The following is an 11,869-nucleotide window of genomic DNA, read 5'->3' on the forward strand; positions in this document are numbered from 1 at the left end:
CCAATGGTAAAGAGACTTTTCAATTGGGTCCAAATGGTGGCCGTCTCTATGTCGATGATATGGACACTACAAAGAAATTTGTCTTATCTTCTATGGGAATTGGATTAATCCCTGACTTTTTATGTCGTGATGAAGAGATTAGCGGAGAACTAGTTAAGATACTTCCATCATGGCAGTGGCAGTTCGTTAGAATCTCGTTTGTCTATCCGCCACAAAGATTTGTCTCATTAAAAGTAAAATCCTTCATTGATTGGATGGAAAAAGAAGTGAAAAGGTGAGCATTTTTATAGGGTATCAAAACGCACCGGCCTATAAATGTCAAAGAGTTGACTCTTTGTAAGGATATTTTAATAAAAAAACGGCAAAACCTTCCAAACTTTGTTGCCGAGGCTTGAATCTTGGCGCGCCAATTTGTATAATTTTTGACAGATGAGAAGTTTTGCAGAAAAAACTTCCTAAGTTGTGAACCATGGATGGTGAAAAATGGCAGAAGGCGATCAGGACAACTTTCAAGGCGAGCCTATCCCTAGTAAAAATCCTTTACTAACAATTGTAATGATACTTAATTGCATCCTATTGGGTGTAATTGCATATATGCAGTTTGAGAATCATAAAAAACTTTCTTCAATGCCTTCAATCTCAGAGCTAGTTGCAGAAGCTAATAAAGAAGCAACTAAAGCAGATGATATGAAGTCAGAAACAGGTGAAGCTGTTGAGATGGCAGGAAAGCTATTTCCAATTGAAGGTGGTTTCACTGCGAACTTGGCGCAAGGTGATGGACCAAGAAGATTCGTAAGAATGAATTTGGTTCTTCGTATGAGCGTTGATTCAGACGACAACGAAGTTAAGCAAAGAAAGGCGCAAATTAGAGATTCAATTATTACAATTTTGAACTCTAAGAGACCGGAAGATCTTCTTAAAGTGCAAGGAAAGGAATTCCTGAAAGAAGAGATTAAGGCCGCGATTAATTCTTTCTTAGTAAAAGGAAGTATTGTTGACGTTTATTACGTTAGCTTTCAGATAAATTAATATCGAACAGGATCGTTCGATAGCTAAATTTTCCCAGGAGGGGAGAGTATGGCACAGGTTCTAAGTCAAGAAGAAGTAGACGCATTATTGAATGCCGTTAGTGATGGAGACAATGATGACTTCATGGGTGGCGGTGGAGACGACTTCGATTCAGATGACGGTGATGAAAATATTCAGCCGTATGACTTAACAAACCAAGACCGTGTAATCCGTGGGCGAATGCCTATTCTAGAGATTATCTATGAGCGTTTTATTCGTTCATTCAGGGTCTCACTTTCAAACTCATTAAGAAAAATTTCGACGATTTCAATGATCTCGACAGATCTTTTGAAGTTTGGTGAATTTGTTAACACGCTTCCGATTCCATCATGTATGTGTATCATGAGATTCAATGAACTAAGAGGTCCAGCACTTCTTGTTTTTGAATCAAAGCTTGCATACGCAATCATTGACTCATACTTTGGTGGAACTGATAGGCCATTCACAAAAATTGATGGAAAAGAATTTACATCAATTGAGCTTTCTTTCATGAAGAAAGTTATGGATATGGCCATCAGTGATCTTGAAGAGGCATGGGCACCTGTTCATAGAATTGATGCTCAGTATATTAGAACTGAGATCAACCCACAGTTCGTAGGGGTTGTACCTCCATCTGACGTTATTATTGCCACGACGCTTGAAGTTGAATTTGAATCAGCTTCAGGAACGATAATGATTGTTGTTCCTTACTCAACAATCGAACCTATTAAACAAAAACTTTCATCAAGTTTCCAAACTGACAATGACATGGCCGATAGTATTTGGACACAGGCCATGAATGCTCATATTAAAGAAGCAAAAGCAACTATGGTTGTTAAGCTTGGTGAGGCAGAAATGACAGTTGGAGATCTTGTAACACTTGAGAAGGGTGACATTATTCCACTGAACCAGGAAGCGTCTGGTGAGGTGAAGGTCGAAATTCAAGGAGTAGAAAAAATGAGATGTTTGATTGGAACGTATAAAGGCAATAGGGCCATCCAGATAACGAGTATTGATAGATCAATAGCTCGTGAAGTTGTGGATGAATAAAACGAGGTACAATTATGAACCAAGAAAATAACCAAGAGAAAGGTATGAGTAACGTGGAATCAATTAATTCTGTAAAAGTCGGTCGTTTAGCGGATGAGATTAAAGCAGGAGATGATGCTTTAAATAAACTTAAAGTTCAAAATTTGGACTTCATTCTTGATATTCCACTTAAAGTTACAGTGGAGCTTGGAAGAACTGAAGTTGTAATTAAGGACTTACTACAATTAGGACAAGGTTCTGTTCTTGAGCTTGATAAGCTTGCAGGGGAACCTCTTGAAATTCTTGTTAACGGTAAACTAGTCGCGAAGGGCGAGGTTGTAGTTGTTAACGAAAAATTTGGGATCAGATTGACTGATATTATTAGTCCAATCGAGAGAATTGAAACACTTAAATAATAGGGTACTAAAATGAAGGCATTACTTAAATTTTTCATCGCAACACTTTTTGTTTCAATGACATTTGCTAACGAACAGGTTCAAATTTCTAATTTAGACTTTAAAAAAGAAGTGGCAAATAAAGCATTAATTAAAATTAAAGTGAATGCTCCGATGAAAGAGACACCTGAACTTGTTATTAAAGATAATATTGTTCAAGTAGTAATGCCTAATACTATTGTTTGGCCAAAAATTGAAAAGAAAGTAACGGTCAATACTAATTACGATACGACATTGATGGCCTACCAGTTCAATAAAGAACTAGTAAGAGTAAGAGCAATTCTTCCATATTCTTTAAAGGGAATGGAAAACAAGGTAAGCCTAACTCTAAATAATGATGAAGTGGAACTGACTGTTCCTACAGTTGGTGGAAACTCAAAGCCAGTTGTAACTGTAAAAAATGAAGAAAAAGTAACTGCAGAAAAATTTGATGAGAGCTACCTAGATAAGCTTGTTCAAGACAAGAGTTCTAGAACTTTAAATGATGAAGTTGTTCAAGCTCAAAAAAATGATGTTAAAGAAGAAGTAAAAGAGCAGAAGATCGATATGATCAACACAAAAATGTCAGCTCTTGAAAAGAATGATGAAAAACCTGCAGGTTTTTCAATGACAAGCTACCTTTCTAAAGTGGTCGCATTCCTTGCAATATTAATCTTAGGTTTTTATGCAGTAATGAATCTGATGAGAAAAGGTGTTTTGAAGAAATCAAAATTGGGATTTTTAAATAGTGAAAAAATGGTTGAAGTTTTAAACACAACATATGTTGGTCCAAAAAGAAGTGTTCTAATGATTAAAGCTCATAATCAAGTTTTCTTGGTTGGATCAAGTGAAGCAGGTCTTCAACCTCTTGGAGAAATTAACGATGTGACAGGTCTTCTTAAGGAAGGAGAGAAACGCGTAGGTGGAGATAACTTTGATACAAACCTTGTTTCAGCTAACTCTGCTAACAAAGAATTCAAATTAAAAGAAGTTGTGAATACTGAAAATAATACACAAACAGAAAGTGAACAAGGCGAGAGTCTGGCCAACTTTTTGCAAAACAATCCAGTACCAGACAAAGTGAAATTGTCTGATCAAATCAAAAATAAAGTAAAAGGGATGAAGTCCCTCCAATAAGGGACTTCGGGAGAGCAGGGAAGCTTGAATGAATAAAAATAGAATCTCTAAATCATTAATTTTTCTAGCAGGGCTCCTTATTTCGGCGCCCGTTCTTGCTCAAGCGAAGGCCAGCTTGCCAGGTCTTGCTGTGAACTTTGGTCAAGGAGTTGACCTAGTTGACACCATAGAGGTTCTTCTTCTTTTTACAGTTCTCACTATGGCACCGGCCATTTTGATCCTATGTACTTGTTTCACACGTATTATAGTCGTCCTTTCATTTATGAGACAGGCCATCGGTACTCAATCGATGCCACCGAATCAACTACTTGTAGGTTTTGCTCTTTTCTTATCTATTTTTGTTATGCAACCAACTGGAACAGATATTTACTATAATGCTGTTCAGCCTTATATGAAAAAACAAATTACGACTGCCGCAGCTCTAGATAACATCGAAGGTAGTCTTCGTGGTTTTATGAATAAGCAAGTTCGTAAAGCTGATATTGGCCTTTTTTACGATGTAACAGGAAAGGAACAACCTCAAACAATCAATGAGGTTCCTATTCACTTTCTTATTCCAGCTTTTATTATTTCTGAGTTGAAGACGGCCTTTCAAATTGGATTTTTACTTTATATTCCATTTCTAATTCTAGATATGGTTGTTGCTTCAGTTCTGATGGCAATGGGGATGATGATGTTACCTCCTGTTGTAATCTCATTACCATTTAAACTATTACTTTTTGTTCTTGTCGATGGCTGGCAGCTTGTAACAGGTTCATTACTTAGATCTTTTAATTAGGGGACCGTTTTATGGGATTTGACTACTTCGCAGATATTTCTAACCAAGCAATTAAAGTAGCATTGATTATTTCAGCTCCAATGCTACTTGGATCACTAATCATGGGTATCTTGGTTTCACTTTTTCAAGCGGTAACTCAGATCAACGAGCAAACTCTGTCATTTATTCCAAAGATCCTTGTGATTGTAGGAGTTATGGCCTTAAGTGCTCCTTGGATCTCTGATACACTAACAACTTTTACAAGAGAATTAATTATCAGCATTCCGCAGATGGTAAGAGGGCAATGATAAACATTGAAATCACTGACTACACAACTATCGTTGCATTCTGGTTGGCCTTTTCAAGACTAATTGCTATCAATTATCAGCTTCCGATTTACGACAATCTTCCAATTCCAGAGATTGTTAAAGTACTTTCAACTGTCATTATGACATATTGTTTTTTTCCTTTTATTGAAAATGAAATTAGAAAAGATATCGCTTTTATTGGGATTGAAAACTTCGGCATGCTTACGGCCTTTTTTACAATTACAGGTCTTGCCGTAGGCTACTTTGTTAAATCAATAATGCAAGTCTTTGTCTCTGCGGGTGAAATTATCACTCAACAAGTTGGTTTTGCTGCGGTTAAATACTTTGATCAAAGTTCTGGCCAGCAAGTTGGACCTTTCGAGACATTGATTAAATGGACAATTTTAATTGTAGTAATTTCTTCTGGTGCATTACTTCCAATGTTTAAGGGAGCTTTTGGAACTTTCTTTTCAATCCATGCTGCTGATCTTGGAAATATTGCTAAATCTCATATTTATTTTATGGAAATGTTTAAAGGAATTTTCCTTTCAGCACTTCTTCTTGCATCTCCATTGATATTTACAAATATGCTTATTAATACTGTTCTAGGCATTATCGCAAAACTTGTTCCTCAGATGAACGTTATTATGGTTAGTTTTGCAGTTAATATCGGGCTTGGATTATTAGTCTTTTTTGCAACTTCTGAAGAGTTTTTTAGAGTTGCATTTGAAATATACACAAAGAACCTTGGCGATTGGTTCAGGTTCATACTGTAGGTAAGAGATGGCCGAAGATTCAGATCAGGAAAAAACGGAAGACCCATCCCAGCATCGCATAGACGAATTTCGTAAGCGCGGGGAAGTCGCCTCATCTAAAGAACTAACAAGTGTGTTAGTGCTGGGTGCCTGTATCATGACTTTAGGTTTATCATTAGTATATATCTATGAGGTTTTCTCTGAATATATTGAATGGCTGTACACTCTAGATATTCATTCTGCCTTTACTGAGAAATCGCTTAAAACAGTAATGACAAAGACTTCAATTGTTGCTCTTAAAAGTTGTGCTCCAGTTTTTTTAGTTTCATTGTGTGTTGGAGTCGGTGTACACGTTGCTCAGATTGGTTTTTTATTTTCTCCAGAAATTTTAGAGTGGAAGCCTGAGCGTATTAATCCGATTGAAGGGGTTAAAAAGCTTTTCTCAATGAAATCAGTGGTTGAAGCTATAAAAGCTGTTTTTAAATTCGCTTTCGTTGCGGCCATCGTTTACTACGCTGTAAAAGATGATCTTGATACGTTTGGTGGATTTCTTCATATGGACTTTTTTAACTCATTTCTTTATGGAAAAGATCTTCTGGTAAAGCTTGGATTTAGTATCCTTTTAGGTCTATTTGTTATTGCTGTTGGGGATTTTGCTTATCAAAAATTTTCTTACAAGAAAAAGCTAATGATGACAAAAGAAGAAGCAAAGCGCGAGTCTAAAGAGCAAGATGGTAACCCTGAAGTTAAGCAAAGAATTAGAAGTATCCAGCGAGAAATGGCGCAAAAACGTATGATCGCAGAAATTCCAAATGCCGATGTAATTATTACGAATCCGACACACATAAGTATAATTCTAAAGTATGATGATAAGACGATGGTTTCTCCAACAGTTATGGGGAAAGGTGCAGATCACTTGGCCATGAGAATTAGAGAAATAGCTAAAGAGCACAATATACCAATAGTTGAGAACGTGCCTTTAGCAAGAGCATTATATAAAACAGTAAAAAGTGGAGAAGCTGTTCCTAGATCTCTTTATAAGGCGGTCGCAGAAGTTCTTGCTTTTGTTTATAAGTTGAAGCGCAAAAATAAAGCGCTCGGTTAGGATAGATTATGGAAGATAAAAGTTTATCAGGAAGATTCAAACTTTTAACACAAAACTCAGATTTAGCAATTGCTGTGGGTCTGCTACTCATTTTGTGTGTAATGGTTATACCTATTCCTCCATTATTACTAGATTTGCTATTGTCGTTAACCCTGGCAGGTTCAGTTATTATCATGTTGGTCTCTGTGTATACAAAAAGACCATTGGACTTTTCTACTTTTCCATCTGTCCTGTTAATTACAACATTATTTCGTCTATCGCTAAACGTTGCTTCTACTAGAAATATTCTATTAAGAGGGGGAAGTGATGGTACGGCCGCTGCGGGTGAGATTATCCGTTCATTCGGTGAGTTCGTTGTTGAAGGAAATTACCTTGTAGGTATTATCGTTTTTATCATCTTAGTAATTATTAACTTTATGGTAATCACTAAAGGTGCTGGTCGTGTTGCTGAAGTTGCTGCTAGATTTACATTAGATGCCATGCCAGGTAAGCAAATGGCCATTGATGCTGACTTAAATGCAGGATTAATAAATGATGTTGAAGCTAAAAGACGCCGCGCCGAAGTTGCACAAGAAGCAGATTTTTACGGGTCTATGGATGGTGCTTCGAAGTTCGTTCGAGGAGATGCTATTGCAGGGATCATGATTACAGCTATCAATATTCTTGGTGGTATCATGGTTGGTGTTATCCAAAATAATATGGATGTTGCTAGGGCCGCTGAAACATTCACACTACTGACAATTGGTGATGGTCTTGTTTCTCAAATTCCAGCACTTATTATCTCAACTGCTGCCGGTATTATCGCCACTAGAAATACAGGGGACGATAATCTTGGTGAGCAAGTTGGAAAGCAATTCAAACTACACCCTAAGGCCATCTATATTGCGGCAGGGGTTCTTTTCGTATTTTCACTAATTCCAGGACTCCCAAAACTTCCTTTTATTGTTGTTGGTATTTTCTTAACAGTAATTGCTAGAAGAATTGAAAAATCTGTTGAAGTTGAGCAAGAAGAAGCGAAACTTAAAACTACAGATGAGAAGAAAGCAAGACCAGATAATCTTGAAGACTTACTTGCTCTTGAGCTTGTTGAGTTAGAGGTCGGATATGGACTTGTTGGTTTAGTAGATGCTGAGCAAAATGGTGATCTTCTTGAAAGAATTACACATATGAGAAAGCAATTCGCTTTAGACTGGGGTGTAATCATTCCTTCTGTTAGAATTAAGGATAACCTTGAGCTTAAGCCTGGCGGCTATAGTGTAAAAATCAAGGGGATTGAAGTAGCACGAGGAGAGTTGATGTCTGACCACTTCTTGGCCATGGATCCAGGAACAGTCATTGAAAAAATGGACGGTATTGAAACTGTTGAGCCTGTATTTGGACTCCCAGCTGTTTGGATTTCAGAAGATCAAAGAGACGATGCTATGTACAATGGATATACTGTAGTTGACTTATCAACAGTTATCGCAACTCACTTAACTGAAATTCTAAAAACAAATCTTCATGAGCTATTTGGTAGACAAGAGCTTGTGCGTGTACTTGATAATTTCAAAGAATCAAATCCAAAACTTGTTTCAGATCTTGTTCCAGATATCATCACTCTTGGAGCAGTGTTGAAAGTTATGCAAAATCTTTTAAGAGAAGGAGTTTCTGTTAGAGATTTAAGAACAATTTTAGAAAACTTGGCGGAATTTGGAACGGGTGTTAAAGATCCTGATCTATTAACTGAGTATGTACGTCAAGGATTGTTCAGAACAATTACTGAATCAATCAAGGGTGAACAAGGGGATATTCCACTATTTACACTTGATAGAAATATTGAAGAATCAATTGCAGGAAACTTAATACAAACTGAACACGGTCAACAACTTTCTTTAGACCCAAAAATTACCCAGACGATTCTTGCCTCACTTAATGAGAAAATAGAGGAGGCAACAAATATGGGTGAAAAGATGGTAGTATTATGTTCACCTGTTATTAGAAATCACTTTAAGAGATTGACAGAAAAATTCATACCGAATCTGGTTGTTGTAAGTCATAATGAGTTAAGTCCAGATGCTAACATCAGATCATTAGGAACGGTGAGGTTGTAGGATGCACGTAAGAAAATTTGAGGCAGACACGTTAGAAGAAGCCCTTCAGGACATTAAGAAACAATTGGGCCCTGACGCGATCATTTTAAAAACAGTGACAAATAAAGGGCTCAAAGGTGCCTTTAAAAAAAGTCGCATTGAAATCACTGCCGCGATTTCTGAAAAAAATTATGTAAAGAAGTCTAGGGTTGATCATGTTTTAACTGATGATCAAAAAGATAAATTCTATAACAATAGTTCTTCATACATTTCAAATATGATTAATGATCATTCTGAAAATAAAAAAGTTTCAGATAATACTGCAAATGCAAGTTCACCTGCTTCTGCTTATGGAAAGATGGGCCTTAATAAGCAAGTGAATTCTGTTTCAAATAAAGCAAAAGACTTCACGCAAAAAATCAAAAGTGGGCTAGATGATTTTTTGAGCAGTACTATTAATGAAGTTGAAGAACAAGAAGAAATGACAGAGTCATTTGATGATCTAGATTTTGATCAAGATACGTTCACAGACTATAGACCAAAGTCAGAATATGCAGCATCTCCAGTTTACAATGAAATGGCGCAACCAACTTCAAATGTAAATAGTGAAGAAGTCGAAGCTCAAAGAAAAAAGATCGATGATCTAGAGAAAAAACTTTATCAATTAACAAAAAACTTTGAAAAGTTAGAAAGAAAAGAACCAACAGGTATTTATCAATTAAGAACGACACTTAAAAGTTTAGATATTTCTGAACATTATATTAGAGATATTATTAAAAGAGCTGCTTTCGAGCTTTCTGAAGAAGATCAAGAAAGCCTTGATTCAGTATTTGAATTTGCTCTTAGAGAAATGCTTGGTGAAGTAAAATGTGAAATGCCAGTATTTTCTTCAGTAACTAAAGAAGAAGGTCCTGTTGTTACTATTTTCGTCTCTGAATCATCTTGTGGACAAACAAGTATGGTACAGAAGGTCGGAGCGCTTAAAAAAGATGCTCTGATCGTTAGAACAGTAACAAATGCAGAGAAAAAAGAAGCTACATTTGCTGAAAAAATGTTTGGAATGGATGTCGTTGTTGTAGATGGAATGGCCGAAATTGCATCTGAATGTAGAAAAGCAATTGAAAGTGGTCGTTCGGTTTTTGTTGACTATAGAAATAACAATCAAGAACTGAATGAAATCAAGAAGTTTGTAGATGGTATGAAAAGAGCTTTCAAAAATGTGGAAGTATTGATCACTCTTTCTGCTATTAATTCTGAAATATATAATAAAAAAGTAGTAAATCGTTATGCAGAACTTGCAAACGGTTTAGTGGTTTCGAACCTTGATTTATGTCTAAACTTTGGAGCTCTATTCAATCTATCAATTGATTTAGAAAAGCTACCATTTAAGTTTTTTGGAACTGGGGATGTCGTTCCAACTGACATTGAATCAGCAACTGCAGAGAGAATTTTAGCAGGTATCTTTCAACTTAATTAAGAATGTCTAGGATGGACATGATTTAATGGAGACAGGATGTCGACAAAGAACGTCAGTGACTGGTTGTTGTCACAAAATCGCTATCAACGAGCGGAAAAATGCGTTGACAAAAAAATTGAGGGGAAAGCAAAAACCATTTCCATTACAGCTGGAAAGGGTGGAGTAGGAAAGACATCTGTGGCCATTAAGGTTGCAAAGAGTCTCGCCGATGCCGGTTACAAGACGTTATTAATCGATTGTGACTTCAATCTTGCTAACACAGCAGTTAAACTAGGCCTACCAATTAATGATGATTTCGCATCATTGATCATGGGGACAAAATCATTCGAAGAAGTTCTTCATAGAGATGGTCAATTTCATCTACTAAGTGGATGTAATGGAAATCTAGACTTATTCGAGAATAGATTAGAGTACGATAAAATAATTCTTGATATTCTAGTAGGGCATGAGGATGAATATGACTTTATTCTCCTTGATAGTCCTGCAGGGATACAAAAAGATACATTAACGATTAATGCATATAGTGATTATCGTTTTGTTGTTGTTACTCCAGATAAATCATCAATCACAGATTCTTATTCATTGATGAAAATACTTAATACTAAGTATGGAGTTAAGACAAATCACCTTTTAGTAAATAAAGTATCAAATCTTGCCCAGTATCAAAAAATAGTTAAGACACTGAGTGAAACTGTCGATCACTTTCTCAAAGGACGTGTAAACGTACTTGGAAGTATTGAATACGAAAACAAAGCTGTCGATAAGTTTGACCAGATTCTTTTAGGGTCGGCAAATTCTTCCATTCACAAAAATTTCATTAAAGTGGTCAATAGGTTCACCGAGGAGAACATTAGTACTTTATTCTCTGATGAGAAATTTGAAGTACCTTTCGCGACTACCCACTTTGGGAAACAGGAAGTTCAACCAACAATTTGCTAAGGAGCGCTGAATGTCTTCTCTTACTAAGAAATTAAAGAACCTAAAAGATTACAGATCAACAGTTGACCCAAAAATTAAAGATCAGATTGTTGTTGAGTATGCGCCACTTATTAAATATATTGCGCAAAAAATTGCATCAAGACTTCCGGCCAATATTGAGCTTGATGATTTAATTTCTTGTGGTGTTATTGGACTAATGGATGCAATTGAAAAATTCGATCCATCTCGTGATAATAAATTCAAGACATATGCTGAATTTAGAATTCGTGGTTCAATTCTTGATGAACTTAGAGCGCAAGACTGGGTTCCAAGAAGTATTAGAGAGAAAGCAAAGTTAGTTGAAAAAGCATATCAAAAGCTAGAAGCCGAGTATGGTAGACCAGCTACAGATGAAGAAATGTGTGAAGAGTTACAAGTAACTCAAGAAGAATTTCATGAGTTACTAAGTAAGTCTAAATCAGTTTCTCTATTAAATATTGACGATACAGCGGCCTTCAATAGAGGCGATAAAAAGCTTTTTGCTGGCCTGATGGAAGAGAGTAAGCACGCAAATCCTTTCTCAGCTGTTAGTAGTAAAAATATGAGAGATAAGATTAAAGAAGGAATTGCTCAGCTCCCTGAGAAGCAAAGACTTGTTCTCTCTTTATATTATTTCGAAGATCTAAACCTTAAAGAAATTGGTCAGGTATTAGATGTTACTGAATCGCGTGTTTCACAACTTCACACGCAGGCGATTATGAAGTTGAAGGCAAAACTTAAAAATGTAGTTGAATCACCGGAAGATATGGCGAGCTAATTTCGCCATATCTTCA

The 11,869-nt window shown here is 36.3% G+C and carries 13 protein-coding genes; all 13 read left to right on the top strand.

Annotated elements, in window-relative coordinates; genetic code table 11:
* On the top strand, nt 1-278 hold a 278-nt coding region (locus M899_RS05480; RefSeq protein WP_021270452.1), incomplete at its 5' end, for a LysR substrate-binding domain-containing protein.
* A gap of 205 nt (nt 279-483) precedes the next feature.
* Complete coding sequence (locus M899_RS17555; protein WP_021270425.1) at nt 484-1,029, top strand: flagellar basal body-associated FliL family protein; 546 nt, start codon at nt 484-486, stop codon at nt 1,027-1,029.
* 48 nt (nt 1,030-1,077) lie between these two features.
* On the top strand, nt 1,078-2,097 hold the full coding sequence (fliM, locus tag M899_RS05490) for a flagellar motor switch protein FliM (protein ID WP_021270447.1): 1,020 nt from the start codon (nt 1,078-1,080) through the stop codon (nt 2,095-2,097).
* A gap of 44 nt (nt 2,098-2,141) precedes the next feature.
* Nucleotides 2,142-2,492, top strand: coding sequence for a flagellar motor switch protein FliN (gene fliN, locus M899_RS05495; protein WP_196801734.1), 351 nt, complete (start codon nt 2,142-2,144; stop codon nt 2,490-2,492).
* Nucleotides 2,493-2,504: 12 nt separating this feature from the next.
* A complete protein-coding gene (locus M899_RS05500) occupies nt 2,505-3,647 on the top strand; it encodes a flagellar biosynthetic protein FliO (protein WP_021270422.1) in 1,143 nt (380 codons plus the stop codon).
* Between the two features lie 28 nt (nt 3,648-3,675).
* Entirely contained in the window at nt 3,676-4,425 is a 750-nt protein-coding gene (fliP, locus tag M899_RS05505) for a flagellar type III secretion system pore protein FliP (RefSeq protein WP_021270448.1), read from the top strand.
* Nucleotides 4,426-4,436: 11 nt separating this feature from the next.
* Nucleotides 4,437-4,712 carry a flagellar biosynthesis protein FliQ gene (gene fliQ, locus M899_RS05510; RefSeq protein WP_021270435.1) on the top strand — a complete coding sequence of 92 codons (276 nt, stop codon included), beginning with the start codon at nt 4,437-4,439 and terminating at the stop codon, nt 4,710-4,712.
* Nucleotides 4,709-5,488: a flagellar biosynthetic protein FliR gene (locus tag M899_RS05515; protein WP_021270440.1), complete on the top strand. Its 780-nt coding sequence runs from the start codon at nt 4,709-4,711 to the stop codon at nt 5,486-5,488. The genes fliQ and M899_RS05515 overlap by 4 nt, the downstream gene beginning before the upstream one ends.
* Before the next feature lie 7 nt (nt 5,489-5,495).
* Nucleotides 5,496-6,572, top strand: coding sequence for a flagellar biosynthesis protein FlhB (flhB, locus tag M899_RS05520; protein ID WP_021270436.1), 1,077 nt, complete (start codon nt 5,496-5,498; stop codon nt 6,570-6,572).
* Nucleotides 6,573-6,580: 8 nt separating this feature from the next.
* Complete coding sequence (gene flhA / locus M899_RS05525) at nt 6,581-8,662, top strand: flagellar biosynthesis protein FlhA (RefSeq protein ID WP_021270432.1); 2,082 nt, start codon at nt 6,581-6,583, stop codon at nt 8,660-8,662.
* Between the two features lies 1 nt (nt 8,663).
* On the top strand, nt 8,664-10,118 hold the full coding sequence (locus M899_RS05530; RefSeq protein WP_021270444.1) for a hypothetical protein: 1,455 nt from the start codon (nt 8,664-8,666) through the stop codon (nt 10,116-10,118).
* Between the two features lie 36 nt (nt 10,119-10,154).
* Nucleotides 10,155-11,057, top strand: a complete 903-nt coding sequence (locus M899_RS05535) for an AAA family ATPase (RefSeq protein WP_021270430.1) — start codon at nt 10,155-10,157, stop codon at nt 11,055-11,057.
* Between the two features lie 10 nt (nt 11,058-11,067).
* Nucleotides 11,068-11,853, top strand: a complete 786-nt coding sequence (locus M899_RS05540) for a sigma-70 family RNA polymerase sigma factor (RefSeq protein ID WP_021270441.1) — start codon at nt 11,068-11,070, stop codon at nt 11,851-11,853.
* Nucleotides 11,854-11,869 lie beyond the last annotated feature (16 nt).

The organism is Bacteriovorax sp. BSW11_IV, from assembly GCF_000447755.1.
GTDB lineage: Bacteria > Bdellovibrionota > Bacteriovoracia > Bacteriovoracales > Bacteriovoracaceae > BSW11-IV.

Bases quoted from the DNA above. Each gene is read 5' to 3' on its own strand.
- M899_RS17555 (WP_021270425.1), top strand. From the start codon at position 484: ATGGCAGAAGGCGATCAGGACAACTTTCAAGGCGAGCCTATCCCTAGT.
- fliM (WP_021270447.1), top strand. From the start codon at position 1,078: ATGGCACAGGTTCTAAGTCAAGAAGAAGTAGACGCATTATTGAATGCC.
- fliN (WP_196801734.1), top strand. From the start codon at position 2,142: ATGAGTAACGTGGAATCAATTAATTCTGTAAAAGTCGGTCGTTTAGCG.
- M899_RS05500 (WP_021270422.1), top strand. From the start codon at position 2,505: ATGAAGGCATTACTTAAATTTTTCATCGCAACACTTTTTGTTTCAATG.
- fliP (WP_021270448.1), top strand. From the start codon at position 3,676: ATGAATAAAAATAGAATCTCTAAATCATTAATTTTTCTAGCAGGGCTC.
- fliQ (WP_021270435.1), top strand. From the start codon at position 4,437: ATGGGATTTGACTACTTCGCAGATATTTCTAACCAAGCAATTAAAGTA.
- M899_RS05515 (WP_021270440.1), top strand. From the start codon at position 4,709: ATGATAAACATTGAAATCACTGACTACACAACTATCGTTGCATTCTGG.
- flhB (WP_021270436.1), top strand. From the start codon at position 5,496: ATGGCCGAAGATTCAGATCAGGAAAAAACGGAAGACCCATCCCAGCAT.
- flhA (WP_021270432.1), top strand. From the start codon at position 6,581: ATGGAAGATAAAAGTTTATCAGGAAGATTCAAACTTTTAACACAAAAC.
- M899_RS05530 (WP_021270444.1), top strand. From the start codon at position 8,664: ATGCACGTAAGAAAATTTGAGGCAGACACGTTAGAAGAAGCCCTTCAG.
- M899_RS05535 (WP_021270430.1), top strand. From the start codon at position 10,155: ATGTCGACAAAGAACGTCAGTGACTGGTTGTTGTCACAAAATCGCTAT.
- M899_RS05540 (WP_021270441.1), top strand. From the start codon at position 11,068: ATGTCTTCTCTTACTAAGAAATTAAAGAACCTAAAAGATTACAGATCA.